The organism is Bradyrhizobium sp. BRP20, from assembly GCF_020194215.1.
Taxonomy (GTDB): domain Bacteria; phylum Pseudomonadota; class Alphaproteobacteria; order Rhizobiales; family Xanthobacteraceae; genus Bradyrhizobium; species Bradyrhizobium yuanmingense.
Genome location: NZ_JADYVY010000014.1, coordinates 83808 through 97218, shown reverse-complemented (window position 1 = coordinate 97218; position 13411 = coordinate 83808). Strand labels below are relative to the sequence as shown.

The following is a 13411-nucleotide window of genomic DNA, read 5'->3' as shown; positions in this document are numbered from 1 at the left end:
ACAATTCGCATCATCTTTCGCGTCCTAGCTCGCCTCGCTCTTGCGAACGGTGACCTTGCTTCCCTCCGCCAGATTGACCGCGGGATTGAGCACGACCTGGTCGCCGGGCTGCACGCCGTCGCGCACTTCCACCGTGGTGCCGAAATCCCGGGTGATCGAGACCTGCTGAAAATGGACCGTGTTGTTGCGCACAACCACGACATGGAGGCCGTTCTGGTCGAAGACGAGCGCATCGGATGGGATCGTCGTCGATGCTGTCCTGCGCGGGATCGATAGTTCGACCGTGCAATATATGCCCGGACTGAGCAGGCCATCCGGATTGGGCACGTCGATCTCGGTTAGCAGCGTCCGGCTTCCCGGCTGCAGCGCGGTTGCGATCCGCGTGACCTTGCCCGCAAACGTCCGCCCCGGAATCTCGGGGACGCGGATATCCGCATCGACGCCCGGACCAACGCCGAACGCTTCGTCCTGTGGCACGAACACCTGGGTTCGGATCACGTCGGAATGCATCAGCGTGAACATGAAGGTGGACCCGGCTGATACCAGGCTGCCGTTGTCCACGTTACGCTGCGTGACCACGCCGTCGAATGGCGCCACCACACGCTGATAGGACTTCTCCTGCTGGAGAACTCGGATCTGCGCTTCCTGCGCCGTGATGTTCGACTGGGCGACACCCACCGCGCCTTGCTGCGCGCGCAGGGTGAGACGATCGTTGTCGCCCTGTTGTGCCGTCAACCAGCCCTGCTTGACCAGATTGCTGTCGCGCGAGTTGGTCACGTCGGCCAGTTCCCGGCTTGCCTCCGCCTGCTGAAGCGCGGCCTGGTCCTGCGCGAGCGTCGCTTGCGCCTGCGCGATCTGCTGGTCGAGCTCGGGCGCAGTGATTTCCACGAGCAGCTCGCCCTTCTTGACCCGATCGCCGATATCGACGTAGCGCTTCTCGATGTAGCCGCTGGTCCGCGCGAAGATGTTGGCCGCCTCGAACGCGGTCGTCGTCGCCGGCAGGCTCACCTTCATGATGTCGCCTCCGGGCTTCACCGTCGCGACCCGAACCTCGGGAAGGTTGGTTCGAGCCTGCTCTGCCACAGCGGCAACGCCACGCATGGCCTCATAGTGCCGCCAGCCGCCGATGCCGAGACCGCACGCAAGCAGCAGGAGCACGCCTCCGCCGAGCAGCGCGCCGCCGTAACGGCGTCCGGATCGAGGGCCCTTTCCCGGCAGTTCCACAATCCGGAGGCTCTCCGCCCCCGGGCGGTGTGTCGCCCCGTCGTCATCGGTCCTTGCGCGAACGTCACTCATTCCGGTTGCTCCTCGAATACCCCATGATGAGGCTTGCCGTCGTTGCCTTTGCGCAGCATGGCGAAGAGATAAGGCACGATCAGCAGGGTGGTCGGTGTTGCAAACAGCAGACCGCCGATGACCGCCCGCGCGAGCGCTGCATTCTGCTCCTCGCCGGGCCCGCCGATCGCCATCGGGATCATGCCGACGATCATCGCCGCCGCGGTCATCAGCACGGGCCGGATTCGCGTCCGGCCTGCGCTCAGCGCCGCCTGGAATGCCGAATGCCCCTTCAATTGCTCGTCGCGTGCGAATGTCACGAGCAGGATGGAGTTCGCGGAGGCTACGCCGATCGCCATGATGGCTCCCATCAGCGAAGGCACGTTCAGCGTCGTCCCGGTGATAAACAGCATCGTCACGATGCCGCAGAATGTCGCCGGCAGTGCCAGGATGACGACAAAGGGATCGCCAAAATTCTGGTAGTTCACGACCATCAGCAGGTAGACGAGGATGGCCGCGAACAGCAGTCCAAGGGAGAGATCGCGGAACGATTGGTGCATGCTCTGGATCTGGCCGAGAACCTGGATCGAGTTGCCCGGCTGGAGTTGCTTCTGCAGCGTGGACGTCACCTTCTCGATGTCAGCCGCGACGCTGCCGAGATCACGGCCCTGCACGCTCGCATAGACATCGTAAACCGGCTGCACATTGGCTTGGTTCGAGTTGGTCGGAACGGTGCCCCGCTTGAAGGTCGCAACATTGCTGAGCAGGCCCGGCACCGTCTGCCCGCTTGCGGCAAGCGAGGCCGAAACCGGCGTATTGCCCAGCGCGTTCAGCGAATGGGTCCTGTACTCTGGCGTCTGCACAGCCAGGTAATAGGGAATGCCGGAAGTCGGATCCGTCCAGAAGTTCGGCGAGACCTGCGCGGACGATGAGAGGCTGACATTGATGTTGGTTGCCACCGTGCTCGCATTGAGACCGAGTTGCGCGGCGCGGGTGCGGTCGATGTCGGCGTAGAATGCGGGAGCATCGACCTCCTGCTGCAGATGTGCATCGACCACGCCGGGGATCGCGGCGAGACTCTTTTGCAGTTCCTTGGCGACGGCGAGATTGTTGTTGCCGTAACCGACCGTGCGGACATCGATCTGCGCCGGGAGACCGAAGTTCAGGATCTGCGTGACGATATCGGCCGCCTGGAAATAGAACGTGTCCTCCGGGAATGCCCTCGGCAGCACCTGCCGCAGCCTCCTGATGTAATCCGCCGTCGGCTGGTGCCCTTCCTTCAACGACACGAGAATGGTGCCGTCGTTCACCCCGATGGTGGAACCGTCCGTGAAAGCAAGGTTATAGGGCCGCGCCGGCAGGCCGATATTATCGACGATCAGCGCCCGGTCGTGCTCGGGAATGACCTCGCGGATCTTGTCCTCAACTGCCTGGAAGATCGCTTCCGTCCGCTCGATCCGCGTGCCCGCGGGGGCGCGAACATGGAGCTGGATCTGGCCGCCGTCGATCAGGGGATAGAAGTCCTGGCCGACATAGGCGAACATCGTGGCACCGAGCGCCAGCACCAGCAGGGCGACGACGGGTATCACTGCGCGGTGCCGCAGCAGTTTCAGCAGCAGATCGGAATAGCCGTCGCGCAGGCGTTCGAAACCGCGCTCGAATACCGCGGAGGCGCGTGCGAGGATGTTTGACGGCCGATTGCCCTCGCCATGACGTTGCTCGCCCTTCAGGAGCAGGCCAATCGTGATCGGCGTCAGCGTCCGCGACAGGCCATAAGACGCCAGCATCGCGAACACCACGGCAAGGCCAAGTGGCGTGAACAGATATTTGGCCGGGCCCTCGAGGAATACGACCGAGATGAACACGCAACTGATCGCGAGCGTCGAGACCAGCGTCGGAATGGCGATTTCGGCGGCTCCGTGCAGTGTCGCGTCCGGCAGCGGCATGCCTTCCTCGGTCCAGAGCCGGTGCGTGTTCTCGATCGTCACCGTCGAATCGTCGACGAGAATACCGACGGCAAGAGCAAGGCCGCCGAGCGTCATGGTGTTGAGGGTCTCGCCGAGGAAATAGAGGACGATCAGCGAGGACAGCATCGCCAGCGGGATCGAGATCAGGACGACGAGCGTCGATCGCCACGATCCCAGGAACACCAGAATCATCAATGCCGTCAGGCCCGCCGCGATCGCGCCTTCGCGCAGCACACCATCGACCGAGTGTGTGACGAAGATTGACTGGTCGAACAGCTCGTTCACCTTCAGCCCCGCGGGTGCCGACGCGCGGATCGACGTCAGGGCCGCTTTCACGCCGTTGACGACGGCCAGCGTGGAGGCATTGCCGTTCTTGATGACGCTGAGCAGGACGGCGCGGTGGCCATCCTCGCGCACAATATTCTGCTGAACCTGGGCGCCGTCGCGGACCTGGGCGACGTCCTTCAGGAAGATCGTCGCCCCGTTCGCGAACTTCACCGGGATCATGTTGAGATCCTGGATCGTCGCCGGCGTCGCGTTGGTACGAACGGTGTACTGGGTGTCGCCGATCTTGGTCGTGCCGGTCGGCAGCGTCAGGTTCTGCGTGTTCACTGCGTTGACGATGTCGAGCGGTGTCAATCCGCGCGCCAGCAGCTTGTTCGGATCGAGGTCAACCATGATCTGGCGGTATTTGCCGCCGGTAGGCGTGGGCAGGGTCACGCCTGGAACGGGAGCCAGTTGCTGGCGGACCCGGTAGATGCCGAAATCGTAGAGCTGCTGCTCATTCAGGTTGTTCGATTCGAGGCTGAGCTGGAGCACCGGCACGCTTGAGGCATTGAACTGCACGATGATCGGCGGCTGGATGCCGGGAGGCATCAGAGCGCGGATGGCGTTGGTCGCCGAGACGATCTGCGAGATCGCGAGATCGAGATTGACGTCCGGCTGAAAGTAGATCTTCTGAACCGACAAGCCGTTGAGGGTCTGCGCCTCGATATTCTTGATACCGCTGACATTGGCGCTGATCGAATACTGGCTGTAGGTGCTGACGCGCTGTTCCATCTCCGGCGTGGAAAGGCCGGTGTAGCTCCAGATGACAGTGACGACGGGAATCCGGATCTCCGGAAAGATGTCTGTCGGCATCGAGCGAATTGCGATGCCGCCGAGGAACAGGATCAACGCCGCAAGCACGTAGAAAGTATGCGGAAGCCGCAGCGCGAAGCGAACAATTCCCATGATTGGTCTGCCTGAAACAGGGTTACGCAGGATCGTCGGACAAGTGAGGGCGGCCGCGCCTCCGTTCAAATGAAAACGAATTCAGTCGCTGCACGCGGCGGCGTGTGACACATCATGCGCGGCGTTCACGACGGCCCGTTTGACTTTGGCGAAGGTACGGATCTCGATCTGCCGAACCCGCTCGCTGGATATGGACAGCTCTCGGGCGAGCTGATCGCGCGTAACAGGACATTCCTTCAGGCGCCGCGCCTCGAAGATATGACGCTCCCGCGGCGCGAGCCCGTCCAGTGCAGCGCGCAAAGCCCTGCTGCGCTGCTCCGTCTGGTCGTGATCGGCAAGCATCGTCTCGGCGTCGACCGCACCATCGACCAGCAGGGCCTCCAGCTCGGTTCCACCGTCCTCGTCACCGACGCGCGCGTTCAGCGACATGTCGCGGTGGAGTCGCGCGTCCATCTCGATCACCTCGCGCGCCGTCACCTCGAGCTTCCCGGCGATCAATTCGGCGACGTCGGGTGTGAGCCCGGCCATCGCACTGCTGGTGGCTTTCCTGATCTCGCCGCGGAGTTTGAAAAACAGCTTCTTCTGCGCAGCCGTCGTCCCGATCTTGACCAGGGACCACGATCGCAGGATGTAGTCGTGAATGGTGGCCTTGATCCACCAGATCGCATAGCTGGAGAATCGGGCGCCGTGCCCGGGCTCGAAGCGCGACGCCGCGATCACGAGGCCGAGGTTCGCTTCCGCGATCAGATCGACCAGCGGCAGACCGTATCCCTTGTAACCCCTCGCCAACTTGGCGGCGAGCCGAAGATGGCTGGTGACGAGCGCATCCGCGGCGCGCCGGTCCCGCGTTTCCTGCCAGCGACGCGCCAGCTGCTGCTCCTGACCTGATTCAAGTAGCTCGTAGCGCCGGATTGCGGCGGAATAGGCGGTGAGGAACGGCGTCGACACCGCTGCGATCGGCACGGCAACAGGATCGCGGCACACCACCTCATGTCTCGTCTGCATTTGTCACTCCTATAGTCCGGGCCGGCTGATTGATCTCGGAGGCACCGCACGTCATTTGGCTCATCCCATCTGGCCGGCCTCTGCGTGCAGCAATGCGCGTGACCGGCGCGCGATGGGCCTGCCCGCACTCCCGGTCCAGGCGAGGATCTCGATCCGCCCACCGGGAGCCGGGCCAATGATCAGCCGGAAGCCGTGCAGCTTGACGATCGCCGCCACCAGGCTCAGTCCAAGCCCGACGCCCGGCGTATTGCGCATCTTGTCGGAGCGGTAAAACCGCCGCAGCACTGCTTCGCGCTCCTGCTCGCTGATGCCGGGCCCGGTATCGCTAACGCGCACCAGCGCGGTCTCGTCCTCCGCCTGCAGGGCGAGGTCCACCCGCCCGCCGGACGGCGTGAACTTGATGGCGTTGTCGACGAGGTTGGCGACTGCCTCGAACAGCAGGTCGCGGTCACCCCACACCTGCACATTGCACTCGGTGACGACGCCGAGCCCGACATGCTTGTCCTCGGCGATCGGGTCGTAGACGTCGCACACCTCCCGCAGAATCTCGTCGAGCGCGACGTCGCCAAACCCGGCCATACGGCGGTTGTTCTCGATCTCTGTCAGGCGCAGCAAGGCCGTGACGATCGCGAGCGACTGATCGATGCCGGCGATGGCCTTGTCCGCAACGTCCTGCAGCTGTTCCAGCGTCGCCGCATGGGTCCGGCCGCGCTCCAGCGCCAGACGGACGCGGGTCAGCGGCGTCCTGAGATCATGAGCGATGTCGTTGCCGACGCCGGCGAGCGCATTGATCATCGTCTCCATCTCGTCGAGCATGCCGTTGACGATCCTGGCCAGCCGCGCAAACGGGTCGTCCGTCCCGCCCTCCGGAAGCCGCTCGCGCAGCTCGCCGGCCACGATGCGCTGGACCCGCTGGTTGACCTCCTCTACGCGTCGCTGGGCGCGCAAGCTCAGCCAGGCACCCGCAAGCAGGCAGAGGCTGAAGGCCGGCAGCAGACCCAGGGCCAGGGCCTGGCCCACCACGCTCGATATCTCGCGCGTCTCGTCGACGTTCCGTCCCATCACCAAGACATCGCCGTCCTCGAGACGGCTGCCGACCACCCTGACGACGGGACCATGCGCCGTCGGCTTCTCCAGCAGATCGAGTTGCACGCCCTGCGCCGCCCCATCGAGCCCGAGTTCGCGCGGCAGGCGGTCGATATTCCCGGCCAGCCTTTTGCCGGCAGCATCGAACAGTCCCGCGTACTGAACGCCCCTGGAATCCTGCGCGAGGTGATCCGCGATGGCGCTGACGCGGCGGGCCGGGGACAATTCCGCGACGAAGTGGATCTGCGTGGTGATCATGCGATCGGACCGCGCGACCAGATAGGCATCGAGCTTCCAGTAGATGAAGGCGAACAAGGCGACCACGAACAGCGCAAAGGACGCCGCCACGGCCAGAGCCCAGAGAAATGTGCTGGAGCGGATCAACTGTGTCTGCTGCATCGCCCGTCTCTCCTACCGCGAGCGAAGGACGAAGCCGGAGCCTCGGACATTGTGGATGAGCTGTGTCTCCCCGGGACCGTCCACCTTGTGACGAAGCCGGCCCATATGCACGTCGATCAAGTTGGTGGTCGCCGGAACGAACTTGTAGTTCCAGACCTCCTCGAGCAGCATCGCGCGCGTCAAGAGCTGATCGCTCCGGCGCATCATGTACTCGAGCAAGCGGAATTCGCGCGGCAACAGGTCGAGCCTGCGCTCGCCGCGTCGCGCGGTGCGCTCGATCAGATCGAGCTCGAGGGGCCCGACATGCAGGATGGTTTCGCGGCTGTCGCTCGGCCGGCGCAGCAGCGCCTCGATTCGCGCAACCAGTTCGATGAGCGCGAACGGCTTTGTGAGATAGTCGTCCCCGCCCATGCGCAACCCGCGCACCCGGTCATTCACGGCGCCAAACGCACTCAACACCAGCACAGGCGTCCTCACCTGCTCCTTGCGCAGCACCTCGATGACGGTCAGCCCGTCAACTCCCGGGAGCATGCGATCGACGATCATGGCATCGGGGCTCGACGCACGCGCGCGCTCGAGACCGTCGACGCCGTTGCCGGCCCACTGCACCTCGAAGCCGCGATCGCCGAGTTCGGCGAGGATCGCCTCGGCGGTTTCAGTGTCGTCCTCAATCAGGAGAATCCGGGTCATGAGCCTCGTACCATAATTCCCACGGCGTCTCGACGCGCGGTTGGGCAGCACGGGTACGGCGTCGGGCCGTGTCATGCTCAGTGCCCGCGTACGTCGGACGCGCGTCGCTGATGCCGCCTGTTGCCGGTCGCCCGCTGCGCTATGAGGTAGCTCTGCCGCGCGCACCGCGCCACTAAATTGCGGTTCATGTTGTCGGCTGTGCGTGCCGCCAACGGCACGAGGACCCGCACCACGCGTGTTACAAATGCAATGATCATCTTCCGCGCTCCGCTGCCAACCGACTGGATCGAACATATGCCGTCAACGCACGTGCCGTCGTCTCAGGGACCACGGATGTTATGCATTCACACGATCGTGGCTGCGACACCGCAGCGGCTCTCGGGCGGTTGAAATGCAGTGAGCAAAACGTGCGTTGGAAACGTGGCCGATCGTTCAGACATCGTCGCTGAGCCGGCTTGATCGGCCCGATGTCGTCAGAGGAGAGAGCGAATGACCACGTCCAAACTATTCTCGATAGGATTGATCGCGGCCGCAATGCTGGGTGGCCCAGTCATGGCGCGCGAGCACCAGCGCGCCGCGCAGCAGCCCGACGTGGCCGCCGATACAGTCGCGGCGACCACGCCGTTCCATTATCCGGGCGAGCGCGCCTGCGTTCCGGCGCCGCGCGTCGGCGCCTTTGCAACCGCGCCGTGGACCGGCAACAACGTACCGTGCGAGCCGGGCACAGGCAGCTAGTACTGATTGGGTGACGCGGCCTGCCCTATAGCTTCGCCGCGTTTTGCAATAACGAGGAGCGGACTGCGCTGGTCGGCCCGCTCCTACGCGTGCGTCGCGCCGATCCGCGAGACGCTCTTCGCGAGCGGCTTGCCTGATATTCTGACATCGAATTCAGTTGGATCGCCTCGTACCGGACCTACCTCTCCCTCATCACTGACCCGGCCATCGGCAACCTCGCGCGGAACATGGCCGGACAGCGCAACAAGAGGAGTCATCCATGAAACGTGCAATCATGATTCTGACGACAGCAGCACTCGCCTCGACGCTCGCCGTTGGCGCGGCCAATGCCCATGGCGGCGGTGGTGGCGGTGGCCACGGCGGTGGTTTTGGCGGTGGCGGCTTTGGCGGCGGACATGCAGGCTTCGGCGGTGGACATGCGGCCTTCGGCGGCGGCGCGCATTTCGGCGGCATGGGCCATGAGGGAGATTTTGCCGGCGGCGCCCGGTTCGGCGGCGAGCACCTTGGCTTCGGTGGTCATGACGGAGGCCTGCGCCAGCACGCGTTTCACCACTTCCGCCGAGGCGGCTATGGATTCTACGGCGCCTATCCAGATTGCTACGACTGGTACGAGTTGCATCCCGACCTGCCGTTACCGCTGAGCTGCAGCTAACCGCCGCACTCTGCAACCATTGGTCTGGAGCAGCGGGGGCGCATTGCCGTTCGCGTCGAGGATAGAGTCGATGAAGTGCGTCGTTCTATGCGCGTGGCCACGTCAGGCACGCCCTGCGGTAAGCTCGTGAGCATCGCCTCCTTCTTCCGAGGTGCGCTGCCCGCGCTGTGCTTCCGTGCACTTCTGCAAGGCGGCCTAATCGCTGCGATGCGGTCTGCGCGACCGCAGAATAGCTAAGGCGGAGCCCCGCTCATCTCTCGCGATCGAGGAGGCTGTTGCGCTCCCCTGGGCCCGTCCCGACTATAAAGCCTCGACCGGCGCGGCGCTCGACGATCGCACATCGGTCTCTCGATAGCGTTCCACCGCTTCAGACGACTTGTACTAAATTGGCCCCGACGGTTTTCCTCGAGCAGGTTGTTCATTGCGGGCCGCGCTCGCAGCACCCAGCTCCACAAGACCACGACATCTGGACAACAAATCGCGGCATCCAACCCAAGATCTAGCGTCATCACCCATTCGACTCGCAGATCTTTGGAATTGACCTGAAACGACTCGCGATCTTTTGGCGACGGACGCGAAACCAATGACTTAATCGACTCGCATTTGATTGGTCCCGACAGCACTCAGGAATCGCTGAAAACGGTCGCGTACCGAAGGTGCGCGGATTGATTTCTGATCATTCGACTTGGCGCGCTACGGTTTCTCCGCCGGAATCCGACCATCCGGATCCATTTTCAGATACTCACCGCGATCGGTGGTGAAAGCCGCGGTGCTGGGCAACGCCAGGCGTTGTCTGGTAGGCCCTGTTGGGCCTAAACAAGGGAGCCGCGCCGCCAGGGCGTTCCAGGCCCATTCTGCCTGCTGGCGTCAATTCGCAGTCGTTCAACACATCCCGATCGGGATATTGCGCCTGAAACGAATCTGGATGTTGAGTCGCCCACAATGGGCACTGGGCGCTTGCAGAGCTTATCGCGCCAATCGACATCATCGCTGCAATAACAAAGGTCCTGAATCCAGTCATGGTCGTGCTCCGAACGGCTGTTGTTTTCGTGCGGAGCATTCGCGCTGACTCGAACCGGCTGCTCTGTTGAAATGCGCTTCCTTCGAATTTCTTGGTTGAGCATTAGGTGGGTATGCGCTCGGGAAAAACACGTGGGTGAACAATCACGCCTGCGCGAATGGCAAATCGGTGTGCTCATCATCGCGTGACGCACCCCGGCGACGAAAGACTCCAAACCGTGACGCAACTGCCAGCATGAAGCCGAGTGCGGGGTTTACAGATTCGCACGAATTCGACCGCCAACCCGCGCGTGATGCCGAGGACGTTACCAGTCTTGCAGGCGTCACCGATTGCGAGGGCGTGGACCGAGGCTCATCTAACTCATCATCGTAGGTCTATCGGAGAAACTCCCATGCGATCGGGTCTCGTTTTGAGCCTTTTGATTATCCTGTGGGCCCCCGTCAGCGCCGCGGTGGCAGGCCAGGTCCATCGGCATCATGCAAAAGCGCATCCTCGTGTTCTGACGACTGGGAGTACTGCGGCCTGGGCTTATTCACCGGCACGGCCGGACCGCCGTCAACCGGCCCCGCACTATGATGATCAACCAGAGCCAGGTCATAATCCTTACGAGAGATGGGGTGGTTAGCACCCCGTCGCCTCCGCGTCGCCGCCGGCTTGGCGCCCCTTCGAGCGCGGCGATGGACCGCTAGTTCGTTGCCGACCTCAATCCCGGTTCAGGAGGCGTTCGCCCGCGCCCGTTCGCGGGCTTCGCGGCGGCGCTCTCGGCGATCGCGCCGACGCTTGGCCCGGTCGGCTGGCTGCGGCAGCGGGGAAAGCGGAGCAATCTCCAATACCGGCTGGGACGTCTCATCGACCGGGGCCGCCAGGCTGGGCTCGCTTGGTACCGGTCGGGCTTCCATGAACGCCAAGATGTCTCGCCCCTTCGACGTCAGTCTCCAGCCACCGCTGATGCGCTCGACCAGCCCCTGTGAAAAGATGTCGAGGTCCGGCACCCGGCTGGCAAGACGCCTCGTCCGGTCGGCCCAATCGCGGCCGCTGGTCGCCAGGATCGCCATGTCGCGCTTGAGGTCTTCCATGACGGCAAAGCCATCCGGATAGCTCACCAGGATCTTCAAGACCGTAACCTGGAAATTCACGCCCCGGCCCCCGCTCTGGCTCAATCAGCGCCAGAAGATTCACTGCCGCGAAAACGCCCACCGTACTTTGCTTCGGTGCCTTCGCGATTCAAAAATGTTAAGTTCGAGAAAGAAGTGCGCACCGGAGAGCGGGGCTGCAGCCCGCGTCGGGCGAACCTAAAGCTTCCGATACGTCACATGCGCCGTCGCGAACGGAATGCCCGCGCGCCCGGCGGATCCGCGCACGATGCAGGCGCGGTCATCGATCGCATAGAACCAATCATCGAAGTTCAGCTTGAACGACTTTCCATCGCCTTGGGGCGTGTCGCGCGTGTACATCCAATGGAATGCACAACCGGCCTGCTCGCCGGTGGCTTCGCCTTCCAGGCGGTTCTCATGGCCGGTGTATTGGCCTTCGCCCAGCTTGTGGATCGTCCAGCGCAACGTGTCGCTATGGCCGTCATCAAAGGTGTAGGTTTCAGTCAGAACGACAGTGTCGGTGTCCGCGTCCAATTCGCCATGCGCCGTGATCGTCGCCCGCTTCAACAGCCCGCCGACGAGACTCTCGACCACCGCCCATCCTTCCAAGCGACCAACGAAGAACTGCTCAGGGAGAAACACCGGCGTGGTGCCAGCGAACGCATCAATGACCATGGCTTTTCCTCCGAAACCGATGACGACATAAGCCGCCTCTCAGCACCAGGGTTCCTCAGGAGGAAACCTGCCTGGCTCTGCTGGGTGCTTGCAACGCATACAGACGCTGCGTCACAACGCGCGCTCCCCTTCATCCGGAACACGTGGACAAGCCCAGCCCTGCCGTTTGGGAATCTCTGACCCGTGTTAACAGCCCGGAACGATGTGGCGGCGGCACGGATTCGTCCCGCAGGAGCAATCTCGCATGCTGATGACCAGGGAAAGACGGCCGGCGATCCGGACCTTACGGGGATGGGCCACCCACGTGCTGCACGAGGCCGGCGCGATCTGCGAATGCGAGGAGCACGGCTGGGCCAGGGATCGCGCCGACCCGCACGCGCGCCATCGCGCGGTCGCGCTTGCGCGCCAGGATCCGCCGGACGGCGTCTCTGCCGATCAGGCCGTCGCGGAGATCAACGATGTCCTCGATACGATCGGCGATACATGTCCGGAGTGCCCTGACGAGGGCCTTTGAGGCCTGCGACTAGGACCTTCGCGTACCAAGCGGCATAGGGCGTGTTTTCGATTTAAGTCCGGCGTCACGGGATGCTTCATGCCGATTTCCGCCGCGCCCCTGCGGCCGGCTTTTTCGCGGACGTCTCCCTGGCGGCCGCCTTCTTGCCGGCGATCGGCATCAGCATCTCCTTCTGGCCGGCCGCCGCCTTCCTCGGCTTCTTCGCCGGCTTGTCCGCCTTCGCGGGCGCGGCCTGCTTCCCGACTTCCTTGCCGACGCTCCGCCGCAGCGCCTCCATGAGGTCGACGACGTTCTCGCCCTTCGGCCGCTCCTTCGGCCGGATCACCTTGCCGGCGCGCTTTTCGTTGATCAGGTCGATCAGCGCGGTCTCGTAATGGTCCTCGAACTTTTCGGGCGCGAAGCGTCCGGCCTTCTGGTTGACGATGTGCCGGGCGAGATCGAGCATGTCCTTGGTGACCTTCACGTCCTGGATGTCGTCGAAATATTCGGCCTCGCTGCGCACCTCGTAGGGGTAGCGCAAGAGGGTGCCGACGAGGCCCTTGTCCATCGGCTCCAGCGCGATGATGTGCTCGCGGTTGGTCAGCACCACGCGCCCGATCGCGACCTTGTTCATCTCGCGAATGGTCTCGCGGATCACCGCGAAGGCGTCGTGGCCGACCTTGCCGTCGGGCCGGATGTAATAGGGGCGGATCAGATAGCGCGCGTCGATGTCCGATTTGTCGACGAACTCGTCGATCTCGATGGTGCGCGTGGACTCCAGCGCGATCTCCTCGAGCTCTTCCTTGGAGACCTCGATGTATTGGCCCTTCTCGAGCTCATAGCCCTTGACGATGTCCTCGTTCGTCACCTCGTCGCCGGTCTCCGCGTCCACCTTCACGTATTTGATGCGGTGGCCGGTCTGCCGGTTGAGCTGGTTGAACGAGATCTTCTCGCTCTCGGAGGTAGCGGGATAGAGCGCCACGGGACAGGTGACGAGGGACAGTCTCAGGAAGCCTTTCCAATTGGCGCGCGGGGCCATTTACGCAGAACTCCGGTTCGAGGCGGCTTGGATTCAAGACGAACGGC

At 63.5% G+C, this 13411-nt stretch carries 11 protein-coding genes; 3 read left to right on the top strand and 8 right to left on the bottom strand.

Features of this window, described 5'->3' with window-relative positions:
* Positions 1 to 24: 24 nt before the first annotated feature.
* The 5 genes from I6F33_RS27760 to I6F33_RS27740 form a co-directional block, all read right to left on the bottom strand.
* Positions 25 to 1296 (bottom strand): efflux RND transporter periplasmic adaptor subunit, encoded by a 1272-nt coding sequence (locus I6F33_RS27760; RefSeq protein WP_225134981.1) that lies wholly within the window; start codon positions 1294 to 1296, stop codon positions 25 to 27.
* Positions 1293 to 4475 carry an efflux RND transporter permease subunit gene (locus tag I6F33_RS27755; RefSeq protein WP_225144706.1) on the bottom strand — a complete coding sequence of 1061 codons (3183 nt, stop codon included), beginning with the start codon at positions 4473 to 4475 and terminating at the stop codon, positions 1293 to 1295. The genes I6F33_RS27760 and I6F33_RS27755 overlap by 4 nt, the downstream gene beginning before the upstream one ends.
* 81 nt (positions 4476 to 4556) lie before the next feature.
* A complete protein-coding gene (rpoH, locus tag I6F33_RS27750) occupies positions 4557 to 5480 on the bottom strand; it encodes an RNA polymerase sigma factor RpoH (protein ID WP_225144705.1) in 924 nt (307 codons plus the stop codon).
* Between the two features lie 60 nt (positions 5481 to 5540).
* A complete protein-coding gene (locus I6F33_RS27745) occupies positions 5541 to 6965 on the bottom strand; it encodes an ATP-binding protein (RefSeq protein ID WP_225144704.1) in 1425 nt (474 codons plus the stop codon).
* A 12-nt stretch (positions 6966 to 6977) separates the two neighbouring features.
* Entirely contained in the window at positions 6978 to 7655 is a 678-nt protein-coding gene (locus I6F33_RS27740) for a response regulator transcription factor (protein WP_225144703.1), read from the bottom strand.
* Between the two features lie 489 nt (positions 7656 to 8144).
* Here I6F33_RS27740 and I6F33_RS27735 point away from each other — a divergent pair, with 489 nt between their 5' ends.
* The gene (locus tag I6F33_RS27735; RefSeq protein ID WP_036011608.1) at positions 8145 to 8390 is read left to right on the top strand and encodes a hypothetical protein; all 246 of its coding nucleotides are present in this window, start codon (positions 8145 to 8147) and stop codon (positions 8388 to 8390) included.
* A gap of 259 nt (positions 8391 to 8649) precedes the next feature.
* Complete coding sequence (locus I6F33_RS27730; protein WP_036011632.1) at positions 8650 to 9042, top strand: hypothetical protein; 393 nt, start codon at positions 8650 to 8652, stop codon at positions 9040 to 9042.
* A gap of 1734 nt (positions 9043 to 10776) precedes the next feature.
* Here the strand turns inward: I6F33_RS27730 and I6F33_RS27725 are convergent.
* Both I6F33_RS27725 and I6F33_RS27720 read right to left on the bottom strand, forming a co-directional pair.
* Complete coding sequence (locus tag I6F33_RS27725) at positions 10777 to 11199, bottom strand: hypothetical protein (RefSeq protein ID WP_225144702.1); 423 nt, start codon at positions 11197 to 11199, stop codon at positions 10777 to 10779.
* A gap of 156 nt (positions 11200 to 11355) precedes the next feature.
* Entirely contained in the window at positions 11356 to 11832 is a 477-nt protein-coding gene (locus tag I6F33_RS27720) for a DUF3833 family protein (RefSeq protein WP_225128733.1), read from the bottom strand.
* 244 nt (positions 11833 to 12076) lie between these two features.
* Here I6F33_RS27720 and I6F33_RS27715 point away from each other — a divergent pair, with 244 nt between their 5' ends.
* On the top strand, positions 12077 to 12346 hold the full coding sequence (locus tag I6F33_RS27715) for a hypothetical protein (protein WP_225128734.1): 270 nt from the start codon (positions 12077 to 12079) through the stop codon (positions 12344 to 12346).
* A gap of 76 nt (positions 12347 to 12422) precedes the next feature.
* Here the strand turns inward: I6F33_RS27715 and I6F33_RS27710 are convergent, their stop codons facing one another.
* Positions 12423 to 13364 (bottom strand): Ku protein, encoded by a 942-nt coding sequence (locus I6F33_RS27710; protein ID WP_109145160.1) that lies wholly within the window; start codon positions 13362 to 13364, stop codon positions 12423 to 12425.
* Positions 13365 to 13411: the final 47 nt, after the last annotated feature.

Excerpts from the sequence above, each read along its gene's own strand:
- I6F33_RS27760 (WP_225134981.1), bottom strand. The coding sequence starts at position 1,296 with ATGAGTGACGTTCGCGCAAGGACCGATGACGACGGGGCGACACACCGC.
- I6F33_RS27720 (WP_225128733.1), bottom strand. The coding sequence starts at position 11,832 with ATGGTCATTGATGCGTTCGCTGGCACCACGCCGGTGTTTCTCCCTGAG.
- I6F33_RS27715 (WP_225128734.1), top strand. The coding sequence starts at position 12,077 with ATGCTGATGACCAGGGAAAGACGGCCGGCGATCCGGACCTTACGGGGA.
- I6F33_RS27755 (WP_225144706.1), bottom strand. The coding sequence starts at position 4,475 with ATGGGAATTGTTCGCTTCGCGCTGCGGCTTCCGCATACTTTCTACGTG.
- I6F33_RS27740 (WP_225144703.1), bottom strand. The coding sequence starts at position 7,655 with ATGACCCGGATTCTCCTGATTGAGGACGACACTGAAACCGCCGAGGCG.
- I6F33_RS27735 (WP_036011608.1), top strand. The coding sequence starts at position 8,145 with ATGACCACGTCCAAACTATTCTCGATAGGATTGATCGCGGCCGCAATG.
- I6F33_RS27745 (WP_225144704.1), bottom strand. The coding sequence starts at position 6,965 with ATGCAGCAGACACAGTTGATCCGCTCCAGCACATTTCTCTGGGCTCTG.
- rpoH (WP_225144705.1), bottom strand. The coding sequence starts at position 5,480 with ATGCAGACGAGACATGAGGTGGTGTGCCGCGATCCTGTTGCCGTGCCG.
- I6F33_RS27730 (WP_036011632.1), top strand. The coding sequence starts at position 8,650 with ATGAAACGTGCAATCATGATTCTGACGACAGCAGCACTCGCCTCGACG.
- I6F33_RS27710 (WP_109145160.1), bottom strand. The coding sequence starts at position 13,364 with ATGGCCCCGCGCGCCAATTGGAAAGGCTTCCTGAGACTGTCCCTCGTC.